The organism is Moorena sp. SIO4A5 (assembly GCF_010672005.1).
In the GTDB taxonomy this organism is placed as follows: Bacteria; Cyanobacteriota; Cyanobacteriia; order Cyanobacteriales; family Coleofasciculaceae; genus Moorena.
Map to the genome: position 1 here is coordinate 16,670 of NZ_JAAHHZ010000055.1, position 20,205 is coordinate 36,874.

The following is a 20,205-nucleotide window of genomic DNA, read 5'->3' on the forward strand; positions in this document are numbered from 1 at the left end:
TATCAGCGTGTCGCGTATCAGCCTTGGCCTTTGGCCACGCTACTTGAGGTGCTATCAGCGTGTCGCGTATCAGCTTATTGGTTAGGTCACAGCGTCGAAGCCTGTGCCACGCTACCTCAGGTGCTTTTGAATCAAATAAGCTGACTGCTGACTGCTGACTGCTGACTGCTGACTGCTTAAATCGCTCTGACCTGCTTGCTAGATCAATCTTTATACACAATTGTCGCTCTGAGTCATGGTTTTGGGAATGCTATGGCTGTATCTATGGAAATTTTTTAGTCAACTAGCTATGGCAAATCAATTCAACTTTCTGCATCTGAGTACAGGTAAGAATAGAAAACAGGCTGATGTGAGAAATACAACCACCCAAGTCACTACAGCCACAGTTGCTGATGGTAACTGTTGAATTGAGAGCTGATCGTTCGATTTCGAGACATCAATGATGAGATTAGAGCAGTTCCAGATTCTACGTGAGCTTACAGTCGATGAGGCAGCCTTTGAGCAGCTTCAAGAAATTTTATTAGCTCAGGAAACCAAATACCAAAAGGCACAAGAGCAAATTCACTTTAAGGCTTCTTTGTTAGATCACTTGCCTAGTGGGATTATTGCCATAGATATGGATGGAAAAATTATCCATTGGAATAGTTATGCCTGTAAGCTATATCAATGGCAAGCCCAAGATGTTATTGGGTCGCAGCTATCCGAGATCATGTTTCCCCCTAGAAGTGATGCTCCCATCAAAGAAATTTTTGCCCAATTGTCCCAGTTAGAGGTTTGGCAGGGTGAGTTGCTCATTCAACGCCAAGACGGTAGCCGATTGGCTAGCGATTTTACCATTAGTGTCCTGCAAGATCAGGTAGGGAAACAGATTGGTTTTGTAGCAACTGTCGTTGATGCTAAAGAGGGCAAACAGGCAGAGATTAACCGTAGGTCACGCTACGCGATTGGCCATAGGCCACGCTACGCGAACGCACTGTCTAACCAGGTGGCTCAAGATAAGCTGAGGCAGGCAATGGGTGATTCCCTTCGGGAAAACTTTGCAGCCCGCATTCGTAAGTCTTTAGATGTGGAGACAATTCTAAATACCACAGTTAATGAAGTTCGTCGATTGTTACAAGCAGATCGGGTAGCGGTTTATCGCTTCGAGTCGGATTGGAGAGGTAGATTTACAGTAGAGTCTGTAGAATCACCCTGGCAGCCGATTACAGGTAGGGAAATGTATAATCCCCACTTCTGGGAAACCCATGCTAATCAGTACCGGTATGGTCCAATCCAAGCCATTGAAGATATCTATTCTGATTCTGGGGGCTTGTCCTCCTATGAAGTTAATTGCCTAGCTCAGCTTCAAGTCGTTGCTAACTTGGTAGTTCCGATTATCTGTCACCCTCAACTAGACCAAAACCAACCTAAAGACTCACCTCTGTGGGGACTATTGGTTGCCCATCAGTGTAGTAGACCACGACAGTGGCAGCTTTGGGAAAGAAATTTGTGGAAATCAGTAGCAGACCATGTAGGAATTGCGATTCAGCAGGCTCAAATTTATCAGGAAAACCAACTCAAAGCTCAACGGGAAGCAACGCTCAATAAGTTTACTCAAAAGATTCGTAGCTCTCTTGATTTAGAGCAGATTTTTACCACAGCCACTCAAGAAATCAGTCAGCTGTTGGACGTTGACCTAGTAGAAATTCAAGAATATCTGCCACAGCGGCAGGTTTGGTTAACCGTATCTCAATCCAGTAAACAAGCTAACTTGAGTAGCCCTTTGGGTGCTGAAACTCCCGATGTGGACAATGAGATTAGTCGCAAGATCAAAAATCTGGAAGTGGTGCGTATTAACAATAGCTGCAACTTAAACCTTCAGGACAGTTGCCATCAGTTACTTGTACCACTAAGGTTTCAAAACCGCCTCTGGGGAAAATTGTGCCTGATCAATATTCATAGTGACTACCAATGGTCTGATGGCGCAGTGACTTTGGTGCAGTCGATGGCTGAGCAACTTGCGATCGCAATTCAGCAAGGCCAGCTTTATCAGCGGCTGGCTAACCTCAACACCGACTTAGAACGGCAAGTACTCGAGCGCACCCAACAACTACGAGAGAGAATCAAGGAACTACAGAGACTAAACATCCTCAAAGATGATTTCTTAAGTACCGTTTCTCATGAACTGCGCACACCTCTATCCAATATGAAAATGGCAATACAGATGCTCAAAATTGCTCCAGAGAGTCAACGACGACAGCGCTATACAGAGATTTTAGAATCTGAGTGTTACAGAGAAATTGAACTAATCAACGATTTACTCGACTTGCAGCGTTTAGAAACCGCCTCTTATCAGGTTTCGCGAACAGTAGTAGACTTGAAAATCTGGTTACGCCGAATCATTGATTCCTTTTGCTCCCGTATCCAGGCACAACAGCAAATTCTGAAGTTGACTCTGTCAGATAATTTGCCATCGGTTTTGATTGACAAGACCAGCTTCGGGCGAATTGTGACAGAACTGTTCAACAATGCTTGTAAATATACTCCAGGCAACAGGCAGATTATTCTTGAGTTTTTTTACCAAAACAATCGGGATCTGATCCCATCAGATACCGTACCCAAGGTAATATTTAAGATCAGCAATCAAGCCGAGATTGCTGATACGGAATTACCCCACATCTTCGATAAGTTCTATCGCATTCCTAATGCTGATCCTTGGAAGCGAGGTGGTACAGGATTAGGTCTGGCTTTGGTGAAGCAGCTAGTCAAGCAGCTCGACGGCATCATTCAGGTAGAAAGCTCTCAGAGATGGACTACATTTACCGTGCAAATTCCGGCTCCTCAAGGCTCCGAACTCAATGAACACGAAAACAGTTTGACGATCAAGTTTTAATCTACCTTCTATGCTTAAGGGACTGCTTTGTCTTTTGCCTAAGGGTAGCGGTTAACTGATAGTTGAGTTGTGCTACCCTAATCACTTGTGACTTTCCCGGTTTTAATGGAAAACTATTATATTAGTCTTCATGTTCTTCAAACTGATCGACTAATTCCGCTGAAGGGGGTCCAAAAGCGGTGTAAATGGATATACCAGTGATACCGATTACAAAAACAAGGATAACAATGCTAAGGACTATTGCGGGTTCCATGGCTCAAATCAAATATAAGTGTGTCTGTTGATGCAGTGGCTTGTGGGGGAAACCCCATTGAGGCTACTGCATCGTTATATGAGTCTGTTTTCTTTTTGACATTCTGCTCTCTAAAATCTCGACAAACCTATACATTTAGTTCTCTCTAGATCGAGAGCATGGCAGGGGATACCCCGACCTGTGCTTGGACGATCACGCCAAAGGCGAGCTAAACGGGATCTATTGTCAGAAGTAGATTCAGAGTCAATTGTAGCTTTTTTTGATGTTGTGTTAACAAATTTTAATTTTATTGCTTTTTTTTAAGAATACCACAGAATATTAATACTGTTAAGATACATTTCCAAAACTATAACTACTAGACAAACTTAGACAGTAGTTGACAAAATTTATTTTTTGTCAACTACTGTCTAAGTTTGTCAACTACTAATCTTCAAAAAGATTAGTTGTTGTGAACGGCAGGCTTGAAAAATATCAGGTACTGTGTTAACAGTGTGTTAATTTTCTTGGGAAAAGGTGAGTTGGCGCCTCATCACGGGGTATGTAGCCCAAAATCCGGAAAATTTTCACGACCTTTACCTCACCAGGTACTTAGGCAAAAACCACGCTTTGATAGTCCTGGCAGTTAATCATGTCTATTGGATGTGCCACTGCCGCAAACTCTCTCAAACAATTTCCGAGTCTGGATTGATTGAATTCAAGCGACTTGTGCAACATTTAACCTGTACAAACCTACTCACAAGCAGATAGGACGATGGTATAGCATTAGTTTTAACTAATGGTTGTTGCCGACAAAGCAATGCCAAAAGCATTGCGCTAATTTTATTAATGGAGGCTCTGCTGCCTACTCTCAAACCGCACTGTAACTTCACTCAGTCCATTATTTTACGTCGCTTAACTTACGACCAGCTGTCTTCGCTTTTAGTTCTTCGTTGGGCGGCAGTGTTCCGAAGTTAAACAAGTTACTAACTTATTTCATTATAAAACAGTGGATAATGTTTCACAAGGTTTAGATAGCTATAAGGCTAATAGTTGCACCTCGAGTATAAATGTCTTTGGTTTAGTGCCTCCTTAGTGTAAGCTGAAATCAAAACATCCGCTCGTCGTGATAGCCCCTTATTTCTAAGGAGGGGTTCAAACGCGAAGTGAACGCACCCCGCGTCTCCTATGGAGAACGGGTTTTGACCCGACGTGTCTATAATCTTAAGAAGGTATGGGAGCTTTGACACTCCCGCACCGGTAGGATTCTGTTTAAATTTCTAAGTAGATCCTATCTGACTTGAAGCGAAGTGGCACGGTTTCAAGCTGCAACTTCGGCACCTTGTAGAATCCCCCGTGCGAGCAATCCCTCGCACGGGGGAGATGTCAATAACATAAATCTCAATTAACATAAATCTCAATTTACCCATGGCACAAAAAACTCGGCTAGGAGATATTCTCAAACCCCTTAACTCGGAATATGGCAAAGTTGCCCCAGGTTGGGGCACTACCCCTGTAATGGGAGTCTTTATGGGGCTATTTTTCGTCTTTTTGCTGATTATTTTGCAGATTTACAACAAATCAATCATCATTCAAGGTTTCAATGTTGATTGGACAAGCCTAGGGCAGTAGTCTACTCCATGGCTTAACTGCTAATCATTAACATTTCAAATATTTCAGCTCCCTCCCGGCTTGTCCGGGTTTTTTAATGCTGTTGACAGCAATGGATAGGCTAGGAAGTCCCTGGGATGACTACCTAACTTAGTTAAACTGGCTGAGTTAAACTGGCTGAGTTAAACTGGCTGAGTTAAACTGGCTGAGTTAAACTGGCTGAGTTCAACGGAACAGCGGTCAATTTGGGTCAAATGTGGAATACTAAGAACAGCAAACTAGTAACAGCAAACCAGTAAAAGCAAACCAGCACTTGACAAATCCCAGGAGGTTATATAATAATGAACGTTTTTGGTATGGGTTTACCGGAAATGGTGTTGATTATGGTCATTGCCCTATTAGTATTTGGCCCTAAGAAGTTGCCAGAAATTGGTCGTAGTTTGGGTAAAGCCATTAGAGGCTTTCAAGATGCTTCCAAGGAGTTTGAAAATCAGTTTAAGCTAGAGGCACAACAAATAGAGCAAGGGCTGAACACCCCTACCCCAAGTGAATCTGAGAAAACTGCCACCAAAGAAGTTGCTACAGCAGAAGTTGCTACAGCAGAATCAAACAATCATGCTACGACGTCTTCTCAACAAAGCTAATCCCAGGGAAGTCGAGCCACTTCAGCAAGAGGCTAGACCAAAGCAGGCATGATCACTAGTACTGCTGCGCGGAATTAAAAATTATGGTATTAACAATTCTTGCATGCTTATTACATAAGCGTTTTGCTATTTTTGAATCGTATCTTTATTTCCGCCGTGCTGTGCTAGACGACTCTTGAACTCTAGTCCGGTAGCTCAGTAGTCGATTGCCTTGGCAACCATTGACCCTCCACGAGCAAGGGGTTTGAGTAGTCGTGGAGTGTCAACAATGAGTTAGCTACTGGATTTACCATTTTTCTCATTCTTCTTACTAGAAGGTGCCTCAAACTTGTAGCCAACACCTCGAACTGTCTGAATTAAGGAAGGGTCACTGGAATTAACCTCAATTTTACGGCGAATTTGACCGATATGGACATCAACTACTCGCTGATCTCCCACATAATCGTACTCCCAGACTTCCTGGATTAACTCAGAACGGCGCAAGACTCGACCTGGATGACAGGCCAGAAAATGGAGTAGATCAAATTCCAGAGCAGTTAGAGGGATAAGTATTTCGTTGATAGTTACCTCCCTGCGCCCTGGATCGATCACTAAATGGTCGAAGACGAGGCGTTCTGCTTCAGTAGCAGTAACAGCCCGCTTCCGTTTCAAAATTGCTCTAACTCGATTTTCCAGCTCTTGTAAATCAAAGGGCTTGGTGATGTAGTCATCAGCACCTTGTTGAAATCCTTGATTTTTGTCAGCAGCATCCGACCGACTGGTGAGCAAGAGGACAAAGACATCAGTGCGGGTCTGCATTTGCTGACACAGGTTGTAGCCAAGGGCGTCAGGCAAATTCACATCTAGAATGACTAAATCTGGATTAAATTGCTCAAATGTGGCAAGAGCCGTCTTGCCATCTTGAGCAGCCTGCATTTGAAAATTCTTTTGACTTAAGAAGCGTAGAATTAAATTTCGGATTGCCGGATCGTCATCTACGACAAGAATCTTGGCGGCGGTCATAACTTTCCACGGAAAACGGGATCACAAATTTAAGACGCAGAGTGTTTTGACACCAACGGTGCTGTTGGGCATTGTAGACAATTATCCTCAGATTATTAGGCAATGCCAATAGTTGGTAAATCGCATAGGCAGATCAGTTATTTTCAAAATTCCCCCACAGTAGGACTTCCCGAACCAAGGGAAAAAGTCTTTTTTTCTGGTTCTAAAGAGCAAAAAACCCATAGCCTTGATGGGTCTATATGGATTTACTAACGGTTCTAACATCATTCAGGAATTCTCCGGTGATTTGGTCACAAAACAGCAGATGCACCGGCATTGTGTTGACTTCACTTCGGGACTGCTGCTTGAAGATCAAGCTACACTAGCACCCAGGGGCATTGGCACCACCCTCAACCAAAACGACTCTGTGACCAGTGGTTAGCCAGAGCAAGGTTGAGAGTTTCTCGTGCCTAACCTTAACATATACATAACTAGTTTAAAGTTGCTGTCATACTAGTGAAAAGAAGGGATGTGAAAACAAGGGATGTCTCGGAGGTCTTGAATGAGTGATAACAATCCCTATGATCAGCTTGGGGTTACGGAAGAAGCGTCCTTTGATGAAATTCAGGATGCCAAAGGTCGCCTGATGCAAAAGCATCGTGGTAACCAAAAGCTTTTAGATACCGTAGAGGCGGCCTACGATGCCATTATTATGGATCGACTTAGGATGCGCCAGGAAGGAAAGATTAAAGTTCCTGATCGCATTCGTTTCCCAGAGAAGGTTTCTCAAGCTCCACCGAGTTTTCCCCAAACACCAGTTAATAACTCTCCTGAGTGGCTGAAACGGTTGTGGGATACTCCGACAAGAGAAGACATCATCTGGCCGAGTGCAGTGTTCTTAATCTTAAGCAGTGCTACTGTCCTTTACACCTCATCGGCAAACTCGATTTTGCCGTTGGTGATGGCTATAGGCTTCGGATTCACGATCTATTTCCTAAATCGGAAAGAACAACAATTTGGTCGTGCGGTGTTGCTAACCCTGGCAGGTCTGTTTTTAGGTGTGGGATTGGGTAGTTTGCTGGGGAATTCTCTGGGAAGCCAATTCACCAACCTAGACTTGACAACAGAAAAACTGGCTACATTGGTGACATTTGTATTGCTATGGCTGATTAGTTGTTTCTTACGTTGAAAATAGGCATGGGGGATTGGGGATCAGGACGTGCCTCCAAAAGCACGTTCCTTGTCTAGCTAGGGTGCTTTTCCCCTTGATGTGATATCTGCCAAACTTCTCTACCCTTGCTTGGGTTTGCCTGGTGGAAACCACGCCAGTCGCTCATGGGGAGCGACTGCATCATGGCCATAAAAAGCAATTTTTATGAAAATTGCTTTTTTAAATAACCACAAACCTTGTAAGCCAAGACTTTAGCGCGATTATTTTATAAAAATTTTTCATAGCCACAGGCTAGAGAGCCAATTTTTTTAACTATGTTAAGAAACTTAAAGTTGCTCAAACCCTTTTTGTGGCGTTTCGTCAGTCTTTGAATGAATAGGAGTAGAGTGGGCATCCTGCCCGCCCCAAAAGATCAAGAACAGGCAAGATGCCTATTCCACAGGTGCGACCCAAGGGCGATTTACTCGCCCTTGGAGGCGCGCACCTACTCTTAAAATCATTCCATTATTAAGCAACGCCCTTTTTGTTCCCTAATCCGAAGTTCCCTTGTCTGCACAGCTAGTTAGTGATATAATTACCTAAATTTCGAGACAATCTAACCAGGATAGCCATAGCTTTTTTGACATAAAAAATGACTTGAACTTTAACAGTTCATTTCATCCTACCCTGACCGAGGGTCAGGCGTAGGGCTCCCAAAGAGCGGGATTATCTAAAATGGCATAATCATACGGCTTGTAGCAGTGCTTTGTCTAGAACTAAATCTACCGCTTCAGTGAGATTATTGACGATAAAATCTGGTTCGTAGAGATTGAGCTGGGTGCGATCGCGTATTCCAGATAAAACTCCAATTGCTTTAATACCGTGGGTTTTGGCAGCCACTATATCCGCTTCTGTATCGCCAATCATCCAGACATCAGACTGAGCTGGGAGTTTTTTGAGGGCTTTTGCCATTAGCAAAGGTTTATCCTTAGTGTCACCGGTCTTAACATAGTCGTTGCTCAGGCAATACCGTCGGTTAGGGGGAAAAAATTTATCCAGGTCTAAGCGACTGAACGCTTCATCAAGCTCTCGCACCCGACGCATGGTCATGACGGCTAAATCTACACCTGCTTCTTGTAATTTTTCCAGGGCATCTATAGCTCCGGGAACCGGTTGATCATGGACTAAGTAGGGCAGAGTGTGTACAGTTTGACGGCGCAGCTGAGCAAATGCTTCAGCTTGGCTGGGATCGAGACCTGAACGAATACCAATAATTATCTCCGGAACACGCCCCCTCTTACACTGCCAAAACTCCGCCTTGGACATGGGCAGGATTGGCTGGTTAGGGCGTTGGATTTCTTTGAGACAAAACTGGTAAACCCGATAGTAACGCTCCGAGACATTCATGATCGGACCGTCAAAGTCTGTAAATACTCTAATCATTATCTAACAAAATGTAATATTTATTTACATTATTATCTCATCCGGTGAGTATTTATCACTAAAATTACGAATTTGTAACATTTCCAATGTCTTAGAACTTACCCATTACTCCTGACAATGGTAGGTTTTTGAGATTTGGGTCGGGAAATGGGGAAATGGGGAGATGGGGAGATGGGGAAATGGGGAAATGGGGAGATGGTGAGAATTCTCTGTCTGTTGCACCTTATGCCGTCACGAATCGGGGAAACGGGGCATCTTGCTGTGGAACGGGCATTTTGCTGTGGAACGGGCATCTTGCTGTGGAACGGGCATCTTGCTGTGGAACGGGCATCTTGCCCGTTATCAATATTTTCATCCCAGGCAGGATGCCCACCCCACTCATTCATATTGATCCAAAGATTCAGCAATGCCAGATTTTTTACCGATTCCCCACTCCCGATTCCCGATTCCCGATTCCCTGACAATTGCCGCGAATTCTACTGTTCAATCACGAGTGCATTCAACCCGTCTAACCTTAAAGCAACTTGATAAGCTTTACCAACTTTCTTCAGTTTAAACGCTCCCAAGGATTGCAAAAATTTGGGGAATGTACCTTTTAAATTTAAGTCTCTCATCAACTGAGTAATGGGTCGAGAGTATTGTTTTTTAAATTCAGTAGCTATATGAGCGATCGGAACATAAGGTTCTTTATAGTTTGTCTTCAAATCCTTGAGGAGTTTAACTAGTATCTCTTCCAAATCTGATTTAGATTCAATTTTAGATAAAGGCTTAACAGTAGGTTTTAACTGAATAGTCTTCAAAGAAGAGGTCTTTTTAATGAAAGAAATTGGCTTGTCAAATAGAGTTATATAAAAATTTGAAGTCCCTGGTATGTGATGAGTCACAAACTCCTTAGGGTAATCACTAAAAATATCGGTTGTTAGTTTTCCAGGCAAGCGCAGAGACACAACTTGATTGAGGGTAAGCTGATACTTAGCCTCAAATAGATAAGATAGTCTAGACAGGTTTATCCAAGCATTGGAAGTGCGTTTTTGTTCAGCTTTGAGGATGTCTTTGAGTTGATTAATAAATTCCTCAAGGGTGGGAATTTCTGGTACAGAAACCAGAGAATGGGCTTGAGTTTCACGAGTCTTGTTATTTAAAACAATGATCTTATCGTTTTGCTTACGCACCAAATAGACTGTTAGTCCATGGGTTTGTAGGGTGGTGCAAAGATGAGTCATTACCCCATCAGAGGAACAGACTAAGACTTCCTTGGCGGTTGGGTAATGGACAAAGATAGAAGACCCAACGCTAGCCATCTTGAAATCAGCGCTGTCCTTTCCTGGTGGGACGTGAATTAGCTCATAGCCACGAGTATGAAGTTCAGTGTCATACTTACCCATAGCACGCCAATTGGCAAAAGCAATCTTGATTTGAACCGGGTAGGAAGAAATTTGAGCTAGGAACTTTTCGGTTTCAGTATTGAGCCGTAAATTTTCGGCATCTAGGAGTAAGATGGCAATTCCTGTCTCTAGCTTTGGCAAAGGGGAAACCCATGTTGGGGTTTTATTATTAGTAGAGACAGCTAAGTTATGGGAATTATTCCCTGGCTTGGGTCCGATAGAGTGACGAAGTTTTTGGGTCAGTTCTCTAAAGCTGGGGGAGTTGAAATAACTAGGAATGAACAGAACTTGCAGTAATTTCCTGACTTTGATAATTCGTCGGGGCCAATCTTGCTCTTGGCTGAGTTCTGATTTCAAATTGGCCAGGAAAGCAGATTGATGACGGGGCTTATCCCAAGCGATTTTTCGGTATTTTTCCTTGAGTAATTCGGACTGCTGCTGCTGAAGCTCAAGGATGGCTTGGTAGAGGTAAAGGCTAATTTCGTTGATCGCGGCAGAGTCATTCACGAATGGTTTCTGGTAGAGAGGGTGAGTAATTTTGGGCAGAATACAAAAGCAGATCTATGAACCCAGTATATGTGAAATAGCAAAGAGAGTAGGGAGTAGGGAGTAGGGAGTAGGGAGTAGGGAGTACGGAACAAAAATTCCCACAATTCCTACACGGATCCCTCAAGGATCAGCAGTGGGTAGTGGAAAAACACGAGTTCCCTAGAACTCAAGTGCTGGTAGATTGAAGGAGCTTCGAGCCAGAAGCCAGGAGTCAGAATCCTTGATAACGGAAATATTTTCCGATCACTTGGTTTGTTGACGGGGTTAAATTTGCTATTATAGCGCTTCTGTTGAGTAATCAGGTATACAGAATTTTTCCCCTGTTCCCTATTCCCTGTTCCCTATTCCCTGTTCCCTACTCCCTACTCCCTACTCCCTACTCCCAATTAACCCAAGACTAAACTCCCTCAGCCAATTGTGAACTGGTATAGTAAGAGTAACTCAGCTTTACAAATTGTAATCATGGCCAGAGACCTAAGGGGATTTATCCAAGAGCTAGAACAGAAGGGACAATTGCGGCGGATTAAGGCTTTAGTTGACCCAGATTTGGAAATTGCTGAGATATCAAACCGGATGCTACAAGCGGGTGGACCTGGCTTGCTGTTTGAGAATGTAAAAGGGTCATCCTTTCCGGTTGCGATTAATTTAATGGGAACAGAAGAACGGGTTTGCTGGGCGATGAACCGGTCAAGCCCAGAAGATTTGGAAACTCTGGGCAAGAAGCTAGGGATGCTGCAACAACCAAAGCCACCTAAGAAAATTTCCCAGGCGGTGGATTTTGGCAAAATTTTGTTTGATGTGGTGAAAGCTAAACCAGGGCGAGACTTTTTCCCTCCTTGTCACCAGGTGGTGGTGCAGGAAAATGATTTGGATTTGAATAGATTACCCCTGATTCGCCCTTATCCCGGTGATGCTGGCAAGATTATTACCTTAGGATTGGTGATTACCAAAGATTGTGAGACTGGTATTCCTAATGTGGGGGTTTATCGGCTACAACTGCAGTCTAAGACTACGATGACGGTGCATTGGCTCTCGGTCAGGGGTGGAGCACGACATTTGCGCAAGGCGGTGGAGAGAGGACAGAAATTAGAAATAGCGATCGCACTCGGTGTTGACCCCCTGATTATTCTGGCCGCTGCTACTCCCATACCGGTTGACCTGTCGGAATGGCTCTTTGCTGGACTCTATGGTGGGTCTGGGGTGAACCTAGCTAAATGTAAAACCTTAGATTTAGAAGTACCAGCGGATTCTGAGTTTGTCCTGGAAGGCACGATTACTCCAGGGGAAATGTTGCCAGATGGTCCCTTTGGTGACCACATGGGGTATTACGGTGGAGTGGAGGATTCCCCCTTGATTCGCTTCCACTGTATGACTCACCGCAAGGATCCGATTTATTTAACTACCTTTAGTGGGCGTCCACCGAAAGAAGAAGCAATGATGGCGATCGCACTCAATCGGATTTATACCCCGATCCTGCGGCAACAAGTCTCAGAAATTGTGGATTTCTTCTTGCCCATGGAAGCTCTGAGTTATAAAGCGGCCATTATTTCGATTAAGAAAGCCTATCCAGGACAAGCGCGACGGGCTGCTTTGGCGTTTTGGAGTGCGTTGCCTCAATTTACCTACACCAAGTTTGTGATTGTGGTGGATGAGACTATTAATATTCGGGACCCCCGTCAAGTGGTGTGGGCGATTAGTTCTAAAGTTGACCCGGTGCGGGATGTCTTTATTTTGCCTAATACTCCCTTTGATAGTTTGGATTTTGCTAGTGAAAAGATTGGCTTAGGGGGACGGATGGGTATTGATGCTACTACTAAGATTCCACCGGAAACCGAACATGAATGGGGTGCAACGTTGGAGTCAGATGGGGATGTAGCAGCGATGGTAGATAGGCGTTGGGCTGAGTATGGGTTAGGAGATTTGGATTTGAAAGATGTTGATCCCAATTTGTTTGGTTACCAGATGTAATTTATAGGTCAGCGGTCAGTGGTCAGTGGTCAGCGGTCAGCTTCAAATAGATGACTAGAAAGCGTTGCTGAATCTTCGGATGAATAGCAGTAGAGTGGGCATCCTGCCCGCGCGAAAATAAGCATGAAAGTAGAGTGGGCATCCTGCCCGCGCGAAAATATCTTGAAACTGGCAAGATGCCAGTTCCACCAAGATGCCCATTCTACCTCACTCTTAAAATCATTCAATTATTAAGCAATGCCAGAGAGTTAGCTTCACCTTTGCAAGCCTATTTCTCGTTTGATAGCCAAACTATGCTGGTGGAAATCATTCGCTTTTGAGTAGTCCCCCAGAGAACGGTAAGCATTGCCGATATTGTTCAGAAATTTAGCTTCACCTTGTCGATCTCCTATTGCTCGTGCAATAGCCAAACTCTGCTGGTAGAAATCAATAGCCTTTTGGTAGTCCCCTTGGGAATTGTAAGCATTGCCAAGATTGTTCAGAGACTTAGCCTGGCTGCTTCGATTTCCTATTGCTCGGGCAATAGCTAAACTCTGCTGGTGGAAATCAATAGCTTTTGAGTAGTCCCCCATTAGATAATAAACCATACCGAGATTGCCCAGAGAGGATCCCTCAATAAAGCGATCGCGTTTTTCTCGTGCAATAGCCAAACCCTCATGGAAGTGTTCAATGGCCTTTTGGTAGTCCCCCACGGAACCGTAAGCAATACCGAGATTGTTCACAGAGTTAGCCTCACCTGTGCGATCGCCTATTTCTCGTTTGAGAACCAAACTCTGCTGGATAAAATCAATGGCCTTTTGGTAATCCCCCAGGGCACGGTAAGCATTCCCGATATCGTTGAGAGATCCAGCTTCACCTTTCCGGTCTCCTATTTTTCGTGCCATGGTTAAACTTTGCTGGAGGTTTTCAATAGCCTTTTGGTAGTCATCCAGGGCACGGTAAACATTGGTCAGACCATTCAGAGAATAAGCTTCACCTTGCCGGTCTCCTATTTCTCGATAAATAGTGAGTGCCTTCTGCCAAGACTCCAATGCTTCCTGAAATTGGTTTACTCGAAACTTATTAATACCTTGGTTAAAAAGTTGGTCAGCCTCAGCTTTACGGCTTTCTAAAGTTTGAGCTAATGCTGGATAAACTGGGAATATACTTAAAACATTACCTTGGAAGGGTGGGGATAAACTACCTAATAAAGCCAGAAGGATCATTAATCTCAATTCTGGTAATTTCATGGTTATAAAACAAGACTTATTTCAGAAGTCGAGAATAGCGGATTTGGCAACACGGAACAGTAGAGAATAATTCATAAAAATCGATTTATCGCTACTCCCGATTCCCTACTCCCTACTCCCTACTCCCTACTCCCTACTCCCTATTCCCTAATCCCTACTCCCCAGGAAGAGAGAACTCATTCAAGAACTCATTAACTACAAGATAGCTTTTTGTCCAGTTGGGGCGAGGTGGAAGCTTGCCAGTTTGGATATCTTTTTTCCACTCAGAATCTGATTTACGGGATACTTCTGGCATCTCAAATTCATAATGGCTTAGCACTGGTCCAGCAAAGACCATTTTGTCTTTACCATTGTCCACTGCAATCATCAACAAATCGATATTACCCACGCCCTGGTGAAGTACACTGCCTGGAGCTCCCACCACTGGGTCAGGTACATTTGTGTGTACATCCGCAACAATGGCATCCCACTTATCAGAATCCTCAGGTTTCTTATAGAAAAGGCTGGGATACCAACCGCTATAGAACGGACCCCCTGAAGCACGTTCAATCTCAACAATATTTTCTAGGAAATTGGTTTGGGCTTCGGTAAGTTCCTGTTGTGCTAATTCCTTGAGTGCTATCTCCTTCAGGATAGTTAACTGCTGGCTGAAATTTTTTAAGAAGTCAGTTTGTTTTTGCTGAATTCTTCTCAAGCGCTTCGGAAAGGGAGTGTTTTCAATTAGCTGCCCCGCCAGCACAGCCATTTTTTCAAAGCGTTCCCAGAATTCCGGTCTCGGCTCCACAAAACCCGCTGGATAGTAGCATCTGGTTGTAGCGGTGTAGGATTGTTTGGCATAAAGGATGGTGTCGTGACGCAGTTGTGTCCATGACGCTAGTTGTGTATTGAGTGTCTTCATCCCCCAGGCACGGGTACGCATGGCTTCCGGGTATTTGGAGTCCGTAGTGGGTTTGGAAAGTTCCCGCAAGGTTGCTAACCAATTCATGTAAAGGTTTTCTTCCCAGGCAGAAGGATTTAGCTGATCGACTACATTAAAGGCTGCCGCTAGGTTGTGTTGATAGTTGAGACCATCTCGGAACTTATGCCCATTCTGGTTTCTCATCCGATCAACCAGTTCTGGTACTACTTGAGTGTTTCCTAGGGTTGCGAATGCGACATCTAATCCAGTTGGTACACGGCGCTGAACTTTCTCGCCATTCCAAATAATATCATCGTAAACTACTTTGCTCAAAATCCAGCTATCCAAAATAAACTTTTGACCGATAACTGTAAACGAATGGGGTATTATATCTTTAGTCTGATCATCGTCTTCCGGCGAACTAACGTAAACATGACTCCTGATGTTTTGAAAACCTACGTGGTTAGCTAAAATTTCAGTTTGCAGCCACTCTAAGGTGGATAAATCTTTAATATCTGTAGGAGATTGAATCTTAGCTTGCTTTAATAGGTCAGCTAGTTGAGCAAACGTCATGGAATCAGTTGCACCGACAAAGGTCTGGAGCATTTGGTCAAACTGTTGCCATTGCTCGAACTTACCAGATTTTTTTAACAGATCATTGAGGATTATAGCTGTACCCAATTCCCGTGAAGAAGCTTCTTCTGGTTTACCTGCAATCCGTAGATCAACTCTACCGCACCACATTACTGCCTGGAAATATTTTTTAAGAGTCTCGGAGTTCTCATAATGCCCACGTACTTTGAATTGAGAAAAATCCATGTCGCGGTAACTCCCGAACAGCTTAAATTCCTCCTCGATTTGCTCTGCTTCTATGGCGTTGAGGGTTGCTGCCACACGGGCATCCTGATTTAATTTGGTCTTAACTGTTTCTCCTGCCAATAACGAACGAGCGACTGCTAGAAAGTAGTCGGCATCAATTAAACTTAGGTCAAGGACACCATTGCTATATTGATTACTGGCTTCAGGGATTTTATCTGCCATTCCTGTGAGAATTTCATCTAGTGATGTGGCAAGATAACTTTCTTCTAGTTCTTCCAAGATCGCGTCATAAGAACGATGCCAAGCATGAAGCAAGGCATCAGCGGAAACGAAAACTGGTAAATCGTTGCTATATATTCGGTAAAATAACTCAGCGAAACTATGTGCCCCCATGCGCTCACTGACAACAAAGCCTTGTTTCTTGAATACTGCCAGTTCATCTGAATTGAGGCGAAAGTTGTAGTGGGAATAATTTCCACGATTGGTCTTCTGATTATGCTTTTTCGGAGCAAGATTGAACAAGTTCCAAAATTTAGCCTTGGTCGGATTCCAACTAATTTTTTTTAGATACTTAACCTTGGCATCGTAGCGTTTAGCAAATTCCTGGGGTGAAATCTGTCCAATCTTCTCCAATTCCTGCTCGAAGGTAGGGGTGTAACCAAAGACATCAGTTGATCCTTCTGCTGAAGCTGGGTTGACCAAAACTTTGGAACTGTCAATCCCATCTGCGAGGAAAGTATGGTTGCTCATAATAATTAACAATACAATGCTCGGAGCAATAATTAGCTTGCTTAATTTATTGAAAAGCTTTATAATTGACTTGCTGAATTTAAAGGATAGCAATTCCTATACTCTTATTAATTGAAATTATACCAATGATCAACCTTGAAATTACCAATTAATCCTGCTTTTATCCTAAAGATATAGTTTTTAGCTATATATAGTCTTTTGTAGGTAGTTTTAAAAATAGGATTGATCTAAAAATGGAGCAGGAAGCAGTATGGAAAAGCTTGGAGGATTTTTTGGTATTATGAGAAATCAGCAAGATTGTTCATGACCTATTTAGAAATGCTATAGCGGTTCTCATACTAATTAGATACACAGGATTTTTCCCCAATCCCGAAATTCCCTCTTCTTTCTTCCCTATGGCCTATTCCCTATGGCCTACTCCCTACTCCCTACTCCCTACTCCCTACTCCCTACTCCCTACTCCCTATTGCCTATTCCCCTAAAGCGCCTCCCCAATCAACGTAAATGCCGCCCAATCTTTCGGATTACCTGACTTCGGGATCATAGTCAACATCCCTTGGCGCAATGCTTGAGCTTTATCCCCTGTTCTCTCAAGATTTTGATAAAACTCCGTCATCAACTCTGTGGTTTTATCATCAGGGATTGACCACAAGGAGACCATCACACTGGGAACACCCGCTCGAACTAAGGACCGAGATAAACCAATCACCCCCTCACTGTTGATGTGACCGACTCCGGTCTCGCAGGCACTGACTACTACTAGTTCGGCACTGAGTTTCATGTCAAAGATTTCTTCAGCAGTTAGTAGTCCGTTTTCTCCTAGAGAAGGAGCCAAGGCGATCGCACTGCCAATACCTCCAATACGCTTGGGAGCAAATAACCCGTGGGTAGCAAAATGAATATACCTGGCCTTGGGCATCTGGCGTTTAACTTTAGTTTCGGTAGCGTCTTGTCCCAATAGGGGTTGAGCGTTTAACTGGGAGGCAATGTATTTAGCTTCCTGTTCAGCACCCTTGAGAGCAGATAATTGCTCAGGTTCTTTTCCAAGAGCTGGTGGTACCTTGGGCATGGTAGGATTACCAACTACCAGGGCAGTTTGGCCTGAATTAGGAAGGTCTTTCCGTTTCTGATGGGTTAAGCCCAAGACTTCGATGGAGGGAGCAGTGAGGATGGTGTGTTTCTCAATTAAGTAGTTTCCCTCCTGGTCTTGCAGGGCTGGGAAGGGCACAGAAAACAATTCTCTGTGAGGGATGAAGACTACACGAGCATTTTCATCAAAGGGCAGTAAGTCTGCAATCGGCTCAATCAGTAGTTTATGAAGCTGTTGTAGGCGTGGTTTCTCAATATTAGGGGAATCGACAATCCTGGCAACATCAGTAATTGGGCGCTCGATTGTTACCCCTTCTTCCCATCCTGGTAACTTGAGTCGTAAATTACCTTGTTGAGGATTAACTTCAACTACTTGCCACGGTTCCTGGAACTGGTCATCCTTGAGTTTGACCCAATCACCCTGGGACGGTTGCCCGGAAGAGTCACTACTGCGACATTGACCATGGTCTGCAAGGCAATCATATCCATTTTTAAGCAGCTCTTTGAGAGAGGTATCTGGAGGCAGTTGAACCGAGCGCCATTCAATTTTGCCCGTAGGCTGGATCACCCAAACATAGATTCCTTCACTCGGAATAATAGAGTATGCTACGAGTGTGGCCTTCTGCTGCTGGGCAATCTGTTTGATTCTTTTGAGGCTAGGCTTAATTATTGGAGTATCTCGTTCTGGGGATAACCCCTTTGCCAGTAATTCCGCCAAAGCACGAGCACGTCCCCTCTCGGCAATTTCCAATGCAGCATCAGTTTTATTTCGAGCAATTAGAACTTGCTGCAAAATGCGATAGGTATTAGATTGCTTCTCGGATAGGGAAATTTTATGGTTATCTAGCAAGCCTGGTCGTAGAGATTCCCTAATCTCCATGGCTTTGGTGAGGGTAGTTTCAGCTTGTTTAAGATTACCTGATTTAAACAGAGCATATCCTAAGTTATTGAGCAAGTTTCCTTCCCCCTGCCGCTCTCCTATTTCTTGTGCAATGGTTAAACTCTGCTGGTAGAAATCAATAGCCTTTCGGTAGTCCCCCAGGTTTCCGTAACCATTACCGAGGTTGCCCAGAGAGTGAGCCTCACCTGAGCGATCGCCTATTTCTCGGTCAATAGCTAAACTCTGCTGGTGGTATTCAATGGCCTTTCGGTAGTCCCCCAGGTTTCCGTAACCATTACCGAGGTTGCCCAGAGAAGAAGCCTCACCTTTGCGATCGCCTATTTCTCGTTTGATAACTAAACTCTGCTGGTAGTATTCAATGGCCTTTGGGTAGTCCCCCAGGTTGTCGTAAGCAATACCGAGATTGTTCAGTGAGTTAGCCTCACCTGAGCGATCGCCTATTTCTCGTGCAATGGTTAAACTCTGCTGGTGGTATTCAATGGCCTTTGGGTAGTTCCCCAGGTTGTCGTAAGCAACACCGAGATTGTTCAGTGAGTTAGCCATACCTGAGCGATCGCCTATTTCTCGTTTGATAACTAAACTCTGCTGGTAGTATTCAATGGCCTTTGGGTAGTCCCCCAGGGAACGGTAAGCAATACCGAGATTGTTCAGTGAGTTAGCCACACCTGAGCGATCGCCTATTTCTCGTTTGATAACTAAACTCTGCTGGTAGTATTCAATGGCCTTTTGGTAGTCCCCCAGGTTGTAGTAAGCAGCGCCAAGATTGCCCAAAGAGTAAGCCTCACCTCTTCGATCTCCTATTTCTTGTTTGATAGCCAAACTCTGCTGGTGAAACTCAATGGCCTTTGGATAATCCCCCAGGTTTTGGTAAGCAAGACCGAGATTGCCCAGAGAGTTAGCCACACCTGAGCGATCGCCTATGTCTCGTGCAATCTTTAAACTCTGCTGGAAGTTTTCAATGGCCTTTGGGTAGTCCCCCAGGTTGTTGTAAGCAAGACCGAGATTGTTCAGTGAGTTAGCCACACCTTGCCTGTCTCCTATTTCTCGTTTGATAACTAAACTCTGCTGCTGGTATTCAATGGCCTTTGGGTAGTCCCCCAGGGAAAGGTAAGCATTACCGAGATTGCCCAGAGAAGAAGCCTGACCTGAGCGATTTCCTATTTCTCGTGCAATGGTTAAAGTTTGCTGGTAGTATTCAATGGCCTTTGGGTAGTTTCCCAGGTTGTAGTAAGCAACACCGAGATTGTTCAGTGAGTTAGCCACACCTTTGCGATCGCCTATTTCTCGTTTGATAACTAAACTCTGCTGGTAGTTTTCAATAGCCTTTCGGTAGTCCCCCAGGTTGTCGTAAACAATACCGAGATTTTCCAGAGAGTTAGCCTCACCTTGCTGGTCTCCTATTTCTCGATAAATAGTGAGTGCCTTCTGCCAAGACTCCAATGCTTTCTGAAATTGACTCACTTTAGCCTGTTCAAGACCTTGTTCAAAAAGTCGGTCAGCTTCAGTTTTACGGCTTTCTACAGTTTGAGCTAGTGCTGGAGAAACTGGGAATAGCGTTAAAACATTACCTAGTAACGGTGGGGATAGACTATTTAGTATACCGAGGAGTGCAATAGTGGCTATTCTAGAAGATTTCATGGTTATTACCCCTATATCAACTTGGAATCAACTCAAAGAACAGAATTCT

At 44.0% G+C, this 20,205-nt stretch carries 15 protein-coding genes; 8 read left to right on the plus strand and 7 right to left on the minus strand.

The features are described 5' to 3' along the window. The first annotated feature begins 439 nt into the window (after positions 1-439). A complete protein-coding gene (locus F6K57_RS18120; protein WP_293069704.1) occupies positions 440-2,872 on the plus strand; it encodes a GAF domain-containing protein in 2,433 nt (810 codons plus the stop codon). A gap of 121 nt (positions 2,873-2,993) precedes the next feature. On the opposite strand, the gene psbN is transcribed toward F6K57_RS18120, so the two are convergent. Next, a complete protein-coding gene (gene psbN, locus F6K57_RS18125) occupies positions 2,994-3,125 on the minus strand; it encodes a photosystem II reaction center protein PsbN (protein ID WP_008180512.1) in 132 nt (43 codons plus the stop codon). Between the two features lie 1,404 nt (positions 3,126-4,529). Here psbN and psbH point away from each other — a divergent pair. Next, a complete protein-coding gene (gene psbH, locus F6K57_RS18130; protein WP_293020251.1) occupies positions 4,530-4,733 on the plus strand; it encodes a photosystem II reaction center protein PsbH in 204 nt (67 codons plus the stop codon). Between the two features lie 320 nt (positions 4,734-5,053). Further along, the gene (locus tag F6K57_RS18135; protein WP_075899160.1) at positions 5,054-5,356 is read left to right on the plus strand and encodes a TatA/E family twin arginine-targeting protein translocase; all 303 of its coding nucleotides are present in this window, start codon (positions 5,054-5,056) and stop codon (positions 5,354-5,356) included. A 273-nt stretch (positions 5,357-5,629) separates the two neighbouring features. Here F6K57_RS18135 and F6K57_RS18140 read toward each other — a convergent pair whose 3' ends face one another. Next, positions 5,630-6,358 carry a response regulator transcription factor gene (locus tag F6K57_RS18140; RefSeq protein ID WP_075899162.1) on the minus strand — a complete coding sequence of 243 codons (729 nt, stop codon included), beginning with the start codon at positions 6,356-6,358 and terminating at the stop codon, positions 5,630-5,632. 226 nt (positions 6,359-6,584) lie between these two features. Here F6K57_RS18140 and F6K57_RS18145 point away from each other — a divergent pair, with 226 nt between their 5' ends. Further along, a complete protein-coding gene (locus F6K57_RS18145) occupies positions 6,585-6,779 on the plus strand; it encodes a hypothetical protein (protein WP_293020254.1) in 195 nt (64 codons plus the stop codon). Positions 6,780-6,899: 120 nt separating this feature from the next. Next, positions 6,900-7,526: a CPP1-like family protein gene (locus tag F6K57_RS18150; protein WP_293020256.1), complete on the plus strand. Its 627-nt coding sequence runs from the start codon at positions 6,900-6,902 to the stop codon at positions 7,524-7,526. A gap of 705 nt (positions 7,527-8,231) precedes the next feature. Here the strand turns inward: F6K57_RS18150 and F6K57_RS18155 are convergent. Continuing rightward, the gene (locus F6K57_RS18155) at positions 8,232-8,930 is read right to left on the minus strand and encodes an HAD family hydrolase (RefSeq protein ID WP_293069708.1); all 699 of its coding nucleotides are present in this window, start codon (positions 8,928-8,930) and stop codon (positions 8,232-8,234) included. Between the two features lie 155 nt (positions 8,931-9,085). Here F6K57_RS18155 and F6K57_RS18160 point away from each other — a divergent pair, with 155 nt between their 5' ends. Beyond that, positions 9,086-9,391, plus strand: a complete 306-nt coding sequence (locus F6K57_RS18160) for a hypothetical protein (protein ID WP_293069710.1) — start codon at positions 9,086-9,088, stop codon at positions 9,389-9,391. Between the two features lie 15 nt (positions 9,392-9,406). Here the strand turns inward: F6K57_RS18160 and F6K57_RS18165 are convergent, their stop codons facing one another. After that, positions 9,407-10,822 (minus strand): NYN domain-containing protein, encoded by a 1,416-nt coding sequence (locus F6K57_RS18165; RefSeq protein ID WP_075899168.1) that lies wholly within the window; start codon positions 10,820-10,822, stop codon positions 9,407-9,409. 504 nt (positions 10,823-11,326) lie between these two features. Here F6K57_RS18165 and F6K57_RS18170 point away from each other — a divergent pair. Next, the gene (locus F6K57_RS18170) at positions 11,327-12,832 is read left to right on the plus strand and encodes a UbiD family decarboxylase (protein WP_293020264.1); all 1,506 of its coding nucleotides are present in this window, start codon (positions 11,327-11,329) and stop codon (positions 12,830-12,832) included. A 254-nt stretch (positions 12,833-13,086) separates the two neighbouring features. Here F6K57_RS18170 and F6K57_RS18175 read toward each other — a convergent pair whose 3' ends face one another. Beyond that, positions 13,087-14,061, minus strand: a complete 975-nt coding sequence (locus tag F6K57_RS18175) for a tetratricopeptide repeat protein (protein WP_293069713.1) — start codon at positions 14,059-14,061, stop codon at positions 13,087-13,089. A gap of 154 nt (positions 14,062-14,215) precedes the next feature. Beyond that, a complete protein-coding gene (locus F6K57_RS18180) occupies positions 14,216-16,528 on the minus strand; it encodes a DUF3160 domain-containing protein (protein ID WP_293069715.1) in 2,313 nt (770 codons plus the stop codon). A gap of 409 nt (positions 16,529-16,937) precedes the next feature. On the opposite strand from F6K57_RS18180, the gene F6K57_RS18185 reads away from it, so the two are divergent. Next, positions 16,938-17,060, plus strand: a complete 123-nt coding sequence (locus tag F6K57_RS18185; protein WP_293069717.1) for a hypothetical protein — start codon at positions 16,938-16,940, stop codon at positions 17,058-17,060. On the opposite strand, the gene F6K57_RS18190 is transcribed toward F6K57_RS18185, so the two are convergent. Beyond that, positions 17,007-20,156 carry a CHAT domain-containing tetratricopeptide repeat protein gene (locus tag F6K57_RS18190; protein ID WP_293069719.1) on the minus strand — a complete coding sequence of 1,050 codons (3,150 nt, stop codon included), beginning with the start codon at positions 20,154-20,156 and terminating at the stop codon, positions 17,007-17,009. The genes F6K57_RS18185 and F6K57_RS18190 overlap by 54 nt on opposite strands. Positions 20,157-20,205 lie beyond the last annotated feature (49 nt).